Raw genomic sequence first — 13,297 nt, 5'->3', positions numbered from 1 at the left:
GTCATGCCTTCTCCCGATGCGTTGTGGCTTGCCGTGGCGACGGCGTCTTGCCGTCTTCGGCGACGTCCGCCGGCAGCCTGACCCGGTAGCCAACGGGCAGCAGGCGCAGGCCGAAGCGCTCCTCGATCGTGCCCCACAGGCCGCGCGGCAGGAACAGCGAGAACAGCACGGCGATAGCGCCGAGGCCGACCAGGTACCAGACGCCCGCGCCGCCAAACCACGTCTCGATGAGGAAGAACACCAAGGCACCCAGAATGGCGCCCTCGAAAGTGCCGATGCCGCCGACCAGCACCATGAAGATCATGTAGGCGGTCCACTGCACGTTGAAGTAGGTTTTCGGCTGGAAGGTGATCGACGTCGCCAGCCACAGCGCGCCGGCAATGCCGATGCCGAAGGCGGCCAGCACGAACAGCAGCCGCTTGGTGCCGGTGACGCGCACGCCGACCGAAGCGGCGGCGTCCTCATTGTCTCGGATGGCGCGGATCGCGGCCCCCGTGCTGCCGCGCAGCAGGCCGAACAGGACGGCAAGCAGGGCGGTCATCGACACCAGCGCCAACCAGTATATCGTGGTTCGTCTCGTGCCAGCATCGTAGACGTTGAGCGAGATCAGCGAGGTGCCGGTCTCGCCCTGCACCAGCCGGTCGAGATTGACCAGCAGATGGGTCAGCGCCGCGATTACCCACATGCCGATGGCGAACTCGCCATTCCTCAACCGCAGCATGAACAGCGACAGCGGCCAGGAGACGGCGCCGACGATAAGTCCCGATGCAAACAGCGCCAGGAGAGGGTTGAGGCCGGCATCGGCCAGCCGGATGGCGAAATAGGCGCCGAGCCCGAAGAACAACTGCTGGCCGACCGAGACCAGCCCGCCGAAGCCGGCCAGCGCGTTCCACATCGCCGCCAGGATTACATAGATGAACAGCGCCGTCATCCGGTCGACCGCGCCGGCCGAGAGGAATTGCGGCGCCGTCGCCAGCAGCGCGATGATGAGTGCGACGGCGATCGCCGCGATCCGCGATGTCGCCGTACCGCGCTCGATGATCGGCGAAACCGCGCTCATGGCGCGCTCCGGGAAGGCAGACGCAACAGGCCGCGTAGGCCAAGGCCCGACCCCGAGAGCCGCACGAACAGCACGACGAGGAACACGGCATGGCCGCCGATCAGAAATCCCTGCGGATGCACCTGCGCGCCGAGTGTCTGGGCCAGCGCCAGCACGATGCCGCCGATCAGCGTTCCCCACAGCGACCCGGCGCCGCCGATAACCGCCGCCTCGAAGGCAAACAGCAATTGCGGCGCGCCGGCATAGGGATCGAAGGTGGCGCGCATGCCGAGGAAGGCGCCAGCCAGGCCGACGGTGACCATGGCGATGGCCGCGGCGATGGCGTTGGCACGCCGTGCATCGACGCCGACCAGGCCGGCGGTGTCTGGGTCTTCCGACGTGGCGCGGATCGAGCGGCCGAGCCGGGTGCGGGTCAGGAACAGCTGCAGCCCGCCAAGCAGGATCACGGCGGTGGCGAACATGATCACCGCGAGCTTGCCGACATAGATGCCGCCAGGCCATTCCCAGGAATCATAGGACAGGCTGCCGATGAAGGGCGCCAGCGACCGGGTGTCGGCTCCGAACTGCTCGAACAGCATATTGTCGATGACGATGGCGAGGCCGAACGTGGTCAGGATCGGCAGTAGCGCGCCGCCGCGCGCGCTACGTTCGAGCAGGAAGCGCTGCAACGCCCAGCCGATCACGGCCATCACGGGCAAGACGATGAGCAGGCCGAAAAACGGCGGGATGTGGAAGCGCGAGGCGAGCCACCACAGTGCATAGGCTGCGAACACGGCAAGGCTGCCATGGGCGAGATTGATGATGCGCATCACCGAAAACATGAAGGACAGGCCGCAGGCGATCAGCGCGTAATAGCCGCCGAGCAGCACGCCCTGGATGATCTGGTTGGTCATGCCGGCTCGGCTTTCTGCCTATGCAGGCCGAAATAGGCTTTCGTCACCTCGTCGCGCGAAACGCTCTTGCTGTCCGCGGCGAGCGCGATGCGCCCTTCCAGCATGCAAATGACCTTGTCGGAGACCGACAGCGCGCGGTTGAGATCCTGCTCGACCAGGATGATCGTGGTGCCTGAAGCGATCAGCCCCTGCAGTGCCGCATAGACGCGGTCGACGATCAGCGGCGAAAGACCAAGCGAAACCTCGTCGAGCAGCAGGACATCCGGATTGCTCATCAGCGCCCGGCCGATCGCCGTCGCCTGCTGCTCGCCGCCCGACAGGTAACCCGTCCTGGCGTGGCGGCGCGGTTTCAGATTGGGAAACATCTCGAGCACCTTGTCGACGCTCCACTCGCCTGGCCGCCCAGCGGTCCTGCCGAGCAGAAGGTTCTCCTCGACCGTCATCCGCACGAACAGTTTTCGCCCCTCCGGCACCAGCGCGATGCCCATGCCGACGCGGCTGTGCGATGGCACGCTGGTGAGATCGGCACCATCCAGCAGCACGCGGCCGGCCGCCGGCTGATGCGCGCCGGCGATGGCCCTGAGCAGCGTCGTCTTGCCGGCACCGTTGGCGCCGACCAGCGCCAGCGTTTCGCCGCGTTCGACGCTGAAGCTCACGCCGCGCACCGCCTGCAGCAGGCCGTGCCGGACAACCAGGTTCTCCACCGACAACAGGCTCATTTTGGGCCTCCGCCGAGATAGGCGTGGATCACCTGTGGGTCGGCCATCACCGTTTGCGGGTCGCCATCGGCGATGATCTTGCCCGCATCCATGCAGATCAGCCGCTCGGCCACCTGCAGCAGGATGTGCACGATATGCTCGATCCAGACGATGCCGATCTTGCGCCGGCGCAATTCCTTGATCGTGTCGACGAGCTCGCCTGCTTCGCCATCGGTCAGGCCACCGCCGATCTCGTCCAGCAGCAGCAGCGTCGGCCGGGCCGCCAATGCGCGCGCCAGTTCCAGCCTCTTGCGATCGAGCAGCCCTAGCGTCTCGGCGCGCCGGTTGGCGACCCCAAGCATGCCGCACAGCTTCAGCGAGCCGAGCGCCTCCTCATAGGCCTCGTCGCGGGCGAGGCCGGCGCCATGCGAGGCGGCGACGAAGACATTCTCGAAGGTGGTCATGCCGCTGAACGGTTTTGGCACCTGGTGCGTGCGCACCAGGCCGAGCCGGCAGCGCTGCGTCGCCGGCAGGGACGTCACGTCGCCGCCCTTGAAGCTGACCGTCCCCGAGCTTGGCGGAAAGGCGCCTGAAAGCACGCTGAGCAGCGTCGTCTTGCCGGCACCGTTCGGCCCGACAATGCCGACCGCCTCATCGGTCGACATGGTGAAATCGACGGCATCCAGCACCACCAGCGCGCCGAAGCGCTTGTGGATGCCGGCGGCGGCGAGAACGGCCTGTTGTTGCGGATGGGTCACCAGACGGTCCTCGTCAGCGGTCCATCAGCCGTTGTAAGGCAGAAGCTTGGCCTCGACCGGCACCTTCGGGTCAGTGGCGTTCTCGGTCACGACATAGTCGAGCGGGAACTTGCTGCCTTCCTTGGCGGCAATCCATTGCGTGCCGATGATCGGTCCGGGCGAGACATTGGCCACCGGGCCGCTGGTGAAGTCGACCTTGCCGATCATCGTCTCGGTCTTGAGCGTGCTCAGCGCCTTGGCGACCGCCGCCTTGTCCTTGGCGTCGGTGCTCGCCTTCAAAGCCTCGAAGCCGGCGTCGAGCAGCGACATCGATGCGCCGAGTTGCTGCGTCCATTGCTTGCCGCTCGCCGCCTCATAGCCGTCGGCAAGCTCGGTTCCCGAAACGCCGGTCAGCGGGGACTTGTACGGGAAGGCCTTGTGCCAATAGGCGGCGCTGGAAATCTTCGCGCCGAGATCACCGAGCGCCTCGATATCCGAGGGAAACAGCCCGGTCTTGGCGACCTGGCAGATCTTGATCTGCTTGATCAGCCCTTGCTGTGCCGCCTGACGCCAGAAGGCGGCGAAGTCAGGCGGGATCGGGAAGGAGTTGAAGATCTCGACGCCTTCCTGCTTGAACAGCGCGATCTGCGAGGAATAATCGGTGGTCCCGGTCTCGTAGGCGCCCGGGTCGACGATGGTGAAACCCTGCTTGGCCAAGAGCGGCGCCAGATTGGCGCGGATGGCGTTGCCGTCGGCGTCGTTGGGATACATGACGCCGACCTTCTTGTTGGTCTCGATCAGATTCCACTGCGAGATGTAGGTCTTGAAGAACTCGCCGACGCCGAAGCCGAAATGATAGGTCCATTTGAACGGCGAGGGCGCGCCCGGCTTGGCGCCACGGCCGAAATACCAGGCTTCCCATGGCATGACCGTCGACAGGCACGGCACACCGGCGGCTTCGCAGGCATCGGCCACCGGATTGATCACCTCCGGCGTCGAGACGGCCAGCATCAGGTCGATGGCCTGGTTGTTGATCAGGTCCTTGGCCAACTGGCCGGCGCGGGAGGGATCCGATTGCGTATCCTGGTCGAGGATTTCCACGCTGTATTTCTTGCCACCGATCTCAAGACCGCCGGCGAGCGCCTTGCGGGCGAGATCCAGCACATAGCCGTCGGTCTGGCCGAAGCCGGCCAGCGGCCCGGTGCGCGGGCTGACGAAACCGACCTTGAGCGTGTCGGCGGCCTGCGCGAAGGCCTTCTTGCCGCCGAGTGCCAATGCCGCGCCGCCGGCGATCGAGGTGGCGATGAACTGGCGCCGCGACACGTCACGAACAATGGATCTGCTGCCGATAAATTGGGTCATGTGTTCCTCCCTTATGGCTCCTCCATAGGTACAGTGCACCAGCGTTTTGGTTCGGTAAAATGATATTTTGCCGCATTTCATTAACCTCTGGGTTAACAGATTTTCGATGGCCCGGAGGGCCTGTCGGCCGTCCAGGGCTCAATTGCCCGGCCTTGCCGCCTCGCGAATGGTTTGCAGCAGGATGGAGAAAGCGGGCGAGGGGGCTGTATCGGTGCGCATCGTCAGCCCGACCGGCCCCTTGGTTTCCTCGGTGTCGACCGGCAAGGCCACGAAAGCGCCGCTGGCGATCTCGTTGGCGACCACGCCGGCCGAAATGATCCACACCGCATTGCTCTGCCGCATGAACGCGCGGCCGAACGAATCCGAGACCGTCTCGATCTCGGTGGCCGGCGCGGTCATGCCGTTGGTTATGAACAGGCGATCGACAAACGGGCGGATGACGGATTCGCGTGTCGGCATCAGCACCGGGAAGTCGTCGAGGCTGGCGAAGATGTCGGCCTCCGGCTCCAGCAACGGATGTCCGGCCCGCACCACGAACAACACCTGTTCGGAATAGAGATGCTCAAAGAAGAAGCCGGTCATGTTCTCGGGCGCCGCCAGCCGCCCGACGACGAGGTCGAGCGCGCCGGTGCGCAACTGTTCGAGCAGAACGGCGTTCTCGCCGGTGACGATCTTGAGCGCGGCTCCGGTATTTTCCCTCAGGAACAGGCTCATGGCCCGCGGCATGACCTTCGCCGATACGGTCGGCAGCGCGCCGATGCGGATCGGATGGCGATTGACGGCGCCGTCCTGGCGCACGGAATCGACACCACGCTTCAGAGCCGTAATCGCCGAGCCGGCATGGCCAAGGAAAATCTCGCCAAGCCTGGTGAGGCGGATGCCGCGCCCATCCCGCTCGACGATGGCGACACCGAGCGCCTCTTCCAGTTCACGCAGCGTCTTGGTCACCGCCGGCGCGCTGACATGCAGAAAATCGGCGGCGCGGGCCACGCTGCCCTGCCGGGCGACTTCCAGGAAGGCCTGCAGGTGACGGAACCGGATGCGGCTCTCGGCCATGAGTTTGATAACCCCTGAGTTAATGAAACGGCGCAAAATATCATTTTACCGAACCAAATGCGTTGTGCAATGTGGGGATGGAGGATTGAAACCGTGCCATTCGTCACCCTTGGCGGCATCACGCTGCATCACCGATATGTCGCGGCGAACGGTAGCACGCCACCGCTGGTATTCATCAATTCGCTCGGCACCGACTTCCGCATATGGCACGAAATTGTCACCGCACTTGAGGGGCAAATGCCCTTGCTGGTCTACGACAAGCGCGGCCACGGGCTGTCCGACATCGGCGACATCAGGTCGATCGACGATCATGTCGACGATCTCGCGGCGCTCATCGATCATTTCGGGTTGGAGAAGGTCGTGCTGTGCGGCCTGTCGGTCGGCGGCATGATCGCGCAAGGGCTTTACGCCAGGCGACCCGAAATCGTCGAGGCCATGATCCTGTGCGACACCGCCCACAAGATCGGCACGATGGAAAGCTGGAATACACGCATCGCGACGGTCGAAAGCAAGAGCATCCAGGAGATTGCCGATGCCGTGCTCAAAGTGTGGTTCACCCCCGCCTTCCACGCGGCGCGGGTGGCCGAGCTTGACGGCTACTGGAACATGATGACCCGGCAAGCGCCCGCCGGCTATATCGGGACTTGCGTGGCGGTTCGCGACGCGGATTTCACCGACGCGGCTCGCCGCATCGCGGTGCCGACGCTGTGCGTCGCCGGTGACCAGGACGGCTCGACGCCTCCCGATCTTGTCCGCTCGCTGGCCGCTCTGATCCCCGGCGCGCGCTTCGAATTGATCCGCGACGCGGGACATATCCCGTGCGTCGAACAGCCCGAAGCGCTCACCACCTTGATCCGCGACTTCGTCGCCTCGCTTCCCTGCGGAGAAACCCATGGATGAAGTCCCCGGCAACGCAGCCAGGTACCGCACGGGCCTTGCCGTGCGGCGGTCAGTGCTCGGCGATCGCCATGTCGACCGGGCCGAGGTCGCCGCCACCGATTTCGACCAACCCTTCCAGGACCTGATCACCGAGGCGGCCTGGGGAACGGTATGGGCCAGACCAGGCTTCAGCAAGCGCGAGCGCTCGATCGTCACGCTGGCGCTGCTGGCGGCACTCGGCCATGATGAGGAGGTCGCCATGCATGTGCGCGCCACCGCCAACACCGGCGCGACGCGCGAGGATATCTGCGAGGCGTTCCTGCATGTCGCCATCTATGCCGGCGTGCCGGCCGCCAACCGCGCCTTCAAGATTGCCAAGGAGGTGTTTGCGGAAATGGACGCAGACAAGGCTGCCCATGGCTGAGCCCCGCTCCAACCGGACGCCGGAAACCGGCGCCTTCTTCCAGCGCGACCGCCAATGGCATCCGCCGGCCTTGACGCCGGGCTACAAGAGTTCGGTGCTGCGGTCGCCGCAAAAGGCATTGCTGTCATTCGACAACACGCTGTCGGAACTGACCGGCCCGGTGTTTGGCCATGCCATGATCGGTGAACGCGACAACGACCTGATCCACAATTTCGCCAGGCCAGGCGAGAGCGCCATTGGCGAGCGCATCATCGTCCATGGACGGGTGCTCGACGAGCGCGGAATTGGCGTCCCCGGTGCGCTGCTCGAATTCTGGCAGGCCAATGCCGGCGGCCGCTATCGCCACAAAAAGGACGGTTATCTGGCGCCGCTCGATCCGAATTTCGGCGGCTGTGGCCGCACCATCACGGGCGAGGATGGTTCCTATGCCTTTCGCACCATCCGGCCCGGTCCCTATCCCTGGCCGAATGGCCCGAACGATTGGCGGCCGGCGCACATCCACTTCTCGGTTTTCGGCCACGGCTTCGCGCAGCGGCTGATCACGCAAATGTATTTCGAGGGCGATCCGCTGATCTGGCGCTGTCCGATCGTCGGCGGCATTCGCGACAAGGCGGCCGTCGAAGCACTGATTGCCGCGCTCGACATGCAGTCGACAATCCCGATGGATGCGCTTGCCTACAAATTCGACATCGTCCTGCGCGGGCGCCGCTCGACGCTGTTCGAGAACAGGCCGGAGGGCAATTGATGGCGCAGTCGCCCGACCGGCCGAAGGAGAGCCCTTCGCAGACCGCCGGACCTTATGTCCATATCGGGCTGACGCCCAATTTCTGCGGCATCGACGGCGTCTACGCGAGCGATCTTGGCGCGACCATGGTCAACGACAGGACCAAGGGCGAACGCATCGGCCTGCGCATTCGCGTGCTCGACGGCACCGGCGCGCCGTTGAAAGACGCGTTGATCGAGATCTGGCAGGCGGATGCCGACGGGCTCTACAATTCGCCTTCGGAGATGCGCGGCGCCGCCGATCCAAATTTCCACGGCTGGGGCCGTTCCCCGACTGACATGGAAACCGGGCTCTGCTCGTTCGAGACCATCAAGCCCGGCCGTGTGCCGTTCCGCGACGGCCGCCTGATGGCGCCGCACATCACGCTCTGGATCGTCGCGCGCGGCATCAACCTCGGTCTGCATACACGGCTCTATTTTTCCGACGAGGAAGAGGCCAATGCGCAGGATCCGATCCTGGCGCGCATCGAGCACCGCGTTCGCGTGTCGACGCTGATCGCCGAGCGCCAGGGCGACGCCTATGTCTTCGACATCCATCTCCAGGGGGAGAAGGAAACCGTCTTCTTCGACAGTTGATGGACACAACGAGCAGGACATGACCGTATCGCCCTTTGACCATCCGCTGCTTTCGGGCCTGCTCGGCGACGAGGAGGCGGCGCGGCATTTTTCGATGGAAGCCGACATTGCCGCCATGCTCGCCTTCGAGCGTGCGTTGGCCGAAGCCGAGGCCGACTGCGGCATCATTCCTCAAGAGGCCGCGGCGGCGATCGTCAAGGCGATTGCCTCGTTCCGGCCGGATACCGGCAAGCTGCGCGCCGGCGTCACCAGGGATGGCGTCGTCGTGCCGGAGCTGGTGCGCCAGATCAAACTGGCCGTCGGCGAACCACATGGCGGTTCGGTTCATTTCGGCGCGACCAGCCAGGACGTCATTGACACCAGCCTTGTGCTGCGGCTGAAATCCGTCGTCGAGCATCTCAGCCTGCTGCTGACCGAGACCATCATACGTTTGGTGTCTCTGGAGGACCGCTTCGGGGGCAGGGCACTGACCGGCATGACGCGCATGCAGGCGGCAATCCCGATCAAGGTGGCGGATCGCGTCAATGCCTGGCGCGCACCGCTGCAGCGGCATCAGGAAAGACTGTCACAGCAATCGGCACGCCTGCTCGTCGTGCAATTCGGCGGTGCCGCCGGCACGCTGGAAAAACTTGGCGACCAGGGGCCCGCGATACGCGCTGCGCTTGCGGCGAAGCTGGGTCTCGCCGACGCGTCGCAATGGCACAGCCAGCGTGACGCGCTCGCCGACTTCGCCAATTGGCTATCGCTGGTGACAGGCAGCCTCGGCAAGTTCGGCCAGGACATCGCGCTGCTGGCGCAAGGCGGCGCCGACATCGCCCTATCCGGCGGCGGTGGCTCGTCGGCCATGCCGCACAAGCTGAACCCGGTGAAGGCAGAGGCGCTGGTGGCGCTTGCCCGTTTCAACGCCACGCAGCTTTCCGGCATGCATCAGGCGCTGGTGCATGAGCAGGAACGCTCGGGTGCTGCATGGACGCTGGAATGGCTGTTGCTGCCGCAGATGGTCGTCGCGACGGCCGCATCCTTGCGGCTCGCCGCCGAACTGGCCGCGCGGATCGAAAGTCTCGGCCACTGATGCGCACCCAGGTTCTGATCGTTGGCTCGGGGCCGTCCGGCCTGCTGCTCGGCCAATTGCTCGCCACAACAGGCGTCGAGACCGTGATCCTCGAGCGGTCGAGCCGCGAGCACGTGCTTGGCCGCGTGCGCGCCGGCGTGCTCGAACAGGGCACGGTCGACCTGCTTGGCGAAGCGGGCGCCGCGGACCGCCTGCATGCCGAAGGCCTTCCGCATTCCGGCATCTCGCTCGCTTTCGACGACCGCCTGCACCGCATCGACCTTTTCGCGCTGACCGGCGGCAAGCATGTCACCGTCTACGGCCAGACCGAGGTGACGCATGATTTGATGGACAAGCGCGAAGCGGCGGGGCTCGTCACCGTCTATGAGGCAGCCAATGTCGCGCTGCACGATTTCGACGGCGCCGCGCCTTTCGTCACCTACGAGAAGGACGGCATCACTCACCGTATCGACTGCGACTTCATCGCCGGCTGTGACGGCTATCATGGCGTCAGCCGCAAATCGGCCCCGGCGCGGGCGCTGAAAACCTTCGAACGGCAGTATCCGTTCGGCTGGCTCGGCGTGCTGGCCGAAGTGCCGCCGGCCGATCATGAACTGGTCTACGCCAACCATGAGCGGGGCTTCGCGCTGTGCTCGATGCGCTCGACGCATCGCAGCCGGTACTACGTGCAGTGCCCACAGGATGATCGTGTCGAGGCATGGTCCGACGACCGCTTCTGGGATGAACTGCGCCGCCGCTTGCCGGAGCGGACGGCAGCAGGCGTCACCACCGGGCCGTCCTTCGAGAAGTCGATCGCGCCGCTGCGCTCCTTCGTTGCCGAGCCGCTGCGCTTCGGCCGGCTGTTCCTGGTTGGCGATGCCGCCCACATCGTGCCGCCGACGGGCGCCAAAGGTCTCAACCTCGCCGCCAGCGACGTCCGCTATCTCTTTGCCGGTTTGCGCGACTTCTACCGCGAAAAATCCATGGCCGGCATCGACGCCTATTCGGGCAAGGCGCTGGCGCGGGTCTGGAAGGCGGTGCGCTTTTCCTGGTGGATGACGACCATGCTGCATCGCTTTCCCGACACCGGCGATTTCGGCCAGCGCATCCAGGAGGCCGAGCTCGATTACCTCGTGCACTCGCGCGCGGCATCGACCGCGTTGGCGGAGAACTATGTCGGCCTGCCCTATTGAAGGCAGCTATTCCGCGCCTTCCCGGTGCGGTCACCGTCCCAAAAGATTGCGCTCGACGGTTTTGAGATGCGCCAGCATGGCCTGGCTGGCGCTCTCGGGGTCGCGGCGCAGCAGGACATCCAGGACCGTCTGGTGTTCGCTGCAATAGATGCCGCGGCGCTCCTCGGAAAAGGAACGTTTCTTCATTTCGAACCACGGTGCCTGATTGCGCAGGATGCGCATCAGATTGTGGATCTCCTTGAGGAATTCGTTGCGCGAGCAGGCGAAGATGCGGTGGTGGAACTCGGCGTCCCAGTGTTCGAAGGTCGGCATGTCCTGCGCTTCGCAGGCAATTCTGTGCGCCTCGCGCACCGCATTGAGCTCCATGGCGCTGGCGTTGGTGGCGGCGAACGATGCCGCCGCCGGCTCGAGCAACTGCCTGATTTCCATCATGTCGGCCGGGCTGGTGCCCTCCATGCGGCCGACGACCGCCGCCATCGAAGCCGGATTGGTGGCGGTCAGGAAGGTGCCGCGCCCGACATGGCGCACCACCGTTCCTTCGTCCTCGAGGAAGGAGACGGCGCGCCGCATCGTGTTGCGCGCGACGCCAAATTCCCTGGCCAGATCGCGCTCCGGCGGGATGCGGCCATTCTCGATCCACTCGCCGGAAGATATCCGCTTCTTCAGCGCGGTGGCGATGTCACTGGCGACAAGCTTGGGCATTTCTGGTCGCTTTTATCTGATCCAATATTGAACCATCGATAGCAGCTTCCGGCGCTGCCGTCCATGACCGGCCCTCACTCCATTGTGAGGCGGCATATGCCTCCAGCTCTTGATTCTTTTGATGGCGCCAGTTCAGATTCCGCTTGCGGCCTAAACCAATCGACGATAGCGTGTAACAAAAGAGCAAGAAATTGGCTCAACATTGGTTCAGGGAGGAACTGGATGCGGGTCGCGACTTTCTCGATCGCTGGCGAACGCCGAGTGGGCCTTGTCGATCTCGACGCCCAGACTATCGCGCCTTTCGATTTTTCGGTCGACCAGGCCAGGTCGGGCATCCTGGCGCTGATCGAGCGCAATGGCGCCGGTGTTCCGCGCACCTTGTCGCCGATCCCTCTGGCGCAGGTCGAGATCGAGGCGCCGATCCCGCAGCCGCGCCGCAACATTTTCTGTGTCGGCAAGAATTATCACGAGCACGCGCACGAATTCGCCCGCTCGGGCTTCGATTCCAGCGCCGGCGCCGGCGCGGTCCCCAAGCACCCGATCATCTTTTCCAAAGTGCCGGAATCGGTGGTCGCAAACCATGCCAGCGTGCTGATCGATCCTTCGGTCTCGACAGCCATCGACTATGAGGCGGAACTGGCCGTCATCATCGGCAAGGGCGGGCGCGGCATTTCGAGGGAAAACGCGCTCGACCATGTCTGGGGCTACACCATTGTCAACGACGTCACCGCGCGCGATCTGCAGGGCAAATACAGCCAGTGGCTGATCGGCAAGTCGCAGGACACGTTCTGCCCGATGGGGCCCTGGGCGGTGACAAGGGACGAGCTCGACCTGGCGACCGCCGGCATCAGGTGTTTCGTCAACGAGGATCTGCGCCAGGACTCCCGCATATCGCTGTTGATCTTCGATATCCCGACCATCATCGCCACGCTGTCGCAAGGCATTACGCTGAAGCCCGGCGACATCATCGCCACCGGCACGCCGGTCGGCGTCGGCATCGGCTTCGATCCGCCGAAATACCTCAAGGCCGGCGACGTCGTGCGCATCGAGATCGATGGCATCGGCACGCTGGAAAACCGCTTCGCGGAGCACGCACGATGACCACGGTGACGGTTGGCCAGGTTGTTGCCGAAACAGTGGGCGACGGCGCCGCCGTGGTGATGATCCACGGCCTTGGCGGCACCTCGAACATGTTCCAGCCGCAGATGGCGGCATTGTCGGCCTATCGCGTCATCCGGCTCGATTTGCCGGGCTCCGGCCGTTCGCTACGCCCGATCGAGCCGCTCCCCATCGAAGGCATGAGCGAGGCGGTGATCCGTGCCTTGGTCGGCATGGGCGTTTCCACGGCGCATTTCGTCGGCCATTCGATGGGCACCATCGTTTGCCAGCAGATCGCGGCGGCGCAGCCTTCGCTGGTCAGGTCGTTGGCGTTGTTCGGCGCCCTTGCGGAGCCGACCGAGGCGACGCGGCAAGGGCTGGGCAAGCGGGCGCAACTGGCGCGCTCTGGCGGCATATCGGACATAGCCGACCAGATTGTCGCCAACGCCATCTCGGCACACACGCGGGAGACATCTCCGGCCGCCGTCGCCTTCGTGCGGGAATCGATCACCCGCCAGGATCCGGAATCCTATGCCCGCACCTGCGAGGCGCTGGCCAAGGCGACCGCCGTCGATCTCAGGCGTATCTCTGCGCCGACGCTGCTGGTCACCGGCGATGCCGACACCGTCAATCCGCCCGGCGTCGCCCAGGCGCTTGCCGATAAAATCAAGGGCGCCGTGCTCTCGTCGCTGGATCGGTGCGGACATTGGGCAACGGTGGAAAGCCCACGCGAAAGCAATCAAAAGCTCGCCGATTTTTTGAGACGGGTTGATAGGTGAGGAATT

15 protein-coding genes are annotated in these 13,297 nt (G+C 64.8%); 8 read left to right on the top strand and 7 right to left on the bottom strand.

Annotated features, from left to right (window positions below):
- Position 1: 1 nt before the first annotated feature.
- The 6 genes from LB564_RS13505 to pcaQ form a co-directional block, all read right to left on the bottom strand.
- Positions 2–1,060 carry a branched-chain amino acid ABC transporter permease gene (locus tag LB564_RS13505; protein WP_224538365.1) on the bottom strand — a complete coding sequence of 353 codons (1,059 nt, stop codon included), beginning with the start codon at positions 1,058–1,060 and terminating at the stop codon, positions 2–4.
- A complete protein-coding gene (locus LB564_RS13500; protein WP_224538364.1) occupies positions 1,057–1,953 on the bottom strand; it encodes a branched-chain amino acid ABC transporter permease in 897 nt (298 codons plus the stop codon). The genes LB564_RS13505 and LB564_RS13500 overlap by 4 nt, the downstream gene beginning before the upstream one ends.
- Complete coding sequence (locus LB564_RS13495) at positions 1,950–2,672, bottom strand: ABC transporter ATP-binding protein (RefSeq protein ID WP_140705436.1); 723 nt, start codon at positions 2,670–2,672, stop codon at positions 1,950–1,952. The genes LB564_RS13500 and LB564_RS13495 overlap by 4 nt, the downstream gene beginning before the upstream one ends.
- On the bottom strand, positions 2,669–3,412 hold the full coding sequence (locus LB564_RS13490; protein ID WP_224538705.1) for an ABC transporter ATP-binding protein: 744 nt from the start codon (positions 3,410–3,412) through the stop codon (positions 2,669–2,671). The genes LB564_RS13495 and LB564_RS13490 overlap by 4 nt, the downstream gene beginning before the upstream one ends.
- Before the next feature lie 21 nt (positions 3,413–3,433).
- Positions 3,434–4,750, bottom strand: a complete 1,317-nt coding sequence (locus LB564_RS13485; protein WP_224538362.1) for an ABC transporter substrate-binding protein — start codon at positions 4,748–4,750, stop codon at positions 3,434–3,436.
- Positions 4,751–4,888: 138 nt separating this feature from the next.
- The gene (gene pcaQ / locus LB564_RS13480; RefSeq protein ID WP_224538360.1) at positions 4,889–5,806 is read right to left on the bottom strand and encodes a pca operon transcription factor PcaQ; all 918 of its coding nucleotides are present in this window, start codon (positions 5,804–5,806) and stop codon (positions 4,889–4,891) included.
- Positions 5,807–5,899: 93 nt separating this feature from the next.
- Here pcaQ and pcaD point away from each other — a divergent pair, with 93 nt between their 5' ends.
- Genes pcaD through pobA form a run of 6 tightly spaced genes read left to right on the top strand, consistent with a single transcriptional unit; the run spans position 5,900 to position 10,712 of the window.
- A complete protein-coding gene (pcaD, locus tag LB564_RS13475; RefSeq protein ID WP_224538358.1) occupies positions 5,900–6,706 on the top strand; it encodes a 3-oxoadipate enol-lactonase in 807 nt (268 codons plus the stop codon).
- On the top strand, positions 6,699–7,109 hold the full coding sequence (gene pcaC / locus LB564_RS13470) for a 4-carboxymuconolactone decarboxylase (protein WP_224538356.1): 411 nt from the start codon (positions 6,699–6,701) through the stop codon (positions 7,107–7,109). Before pcaD ends, pcaC begins: the two co-directional genes overlap by 8 nt.
- Positions 7,102–7,854: a protocatechuate 3,4-dioxygenase subunit beta gene (pcaH, locus tag LB564_RS13465; protein ID WP_224538354.1), complete on the top strand. Its 753-nt coding sequence runs from the start codon at positions 7,102–7,104 to the stop codon at positions 7,852–7,854. Before pcaC ends, pcaH begins: the two co-directional genes overlap by 8 nt.
- Positions 7,854–8,468, top strand: coding sequence for a protocatechuate 3,4-dioxygenase subunit alpha (gene pcaG / locus LB564_RS13460; protein ID WP_140705450.1), 615 nt, complete (start codon positions 7,854–7,856; stop codon positions 8,466–8,468). The genes pcaH and pcaG overlap by 1 nt, the downstream gene beginning before the upstream one ends.
- 19 nt (positions 8,469–8,487) lie before the next feature.
- A complete protein-coding gene (locus LB564_RS13455) occupies positions 8,488–9,540 on the top strand; it encodes a 3-carboxy-cis,cis-muconate cycloisomerase (RefSeq protein WP_224538352.1) in 1,053 nt (350 codons plus the stop codon).
- Positions 9,540–10,712 carry a 4-hydroxybenzoate 3-monooxygenase gene (pobA, locus tag LB564_RS13450; protein WP_224538351.1) on the top strand — a complete coding sequence of 391 codons (1,173 nt, stop codon included), beginning with the start codon at positions 9,540–9,542 and terminating at the stop codon, positions 10,710–10,712. Before LB564_RS13455 ends, pobA begins: the two co-directional genes overlap by 1 nt.
- 30 nt (positions 10,713–10,742) lie before the next feature.
- On the opposite strand, the gene LB564_RS13445 is transcribed toward pobA, so the two are convergent.
- Entirely contained in the window at positions 10,743–11,414 is a 672-nt protein-coding gene (locus tag LB564_RS13445; RefSeq protein WP_224538348.1) for a FadR/GntR family transcriptional regulator, read from the bottom strand.
- A 222-nt stretch (positions 11,415–11,636) separates the two neighbouring features.
- Between LB564_RS13445 and LB564_RS13440 the strand changes: the two genes are divergently transcribed.
- Entirely contained in the window at positions 11,637–12,515 is an 879-nt protein-coding gene (locus LB564_RS13440) for a fumarylacetoacetate hydrolase family protein (RefSeq protein WP_140705458.1), read from the top strand.
- Positions 12,512–13,291, top strand: coding sequence for an alpha/beta fold hydrolase (locus tag LB564_RS13435; protein ID WP_140705460.1), 780 nt, complete (start codon positions 12,512–12,514; stop codon positions 13,289–13,291). Before LB564_RS13440 ends, LB564_RS13435 begins: the two co-directional genes overlap by 4 nt.
- The last annotated feature ends 6 nt before the right edge of the window (positions 13,292–13,297 follow it).

The organism is Mesorhizobium sp. ES1-6, assembly GCF_020164775.1.
Lineage (GTDB): Bacteria > Pseudomonadota > Alphaproteobacteria > Rhizobiales > Rhizobiaceae > Mesorhizobium.
The sequence above is the reverse complement of the archived record's forward strand: the minus strand, read 5'-3'. Positions and strand labels throughout refer to the sequence as shown.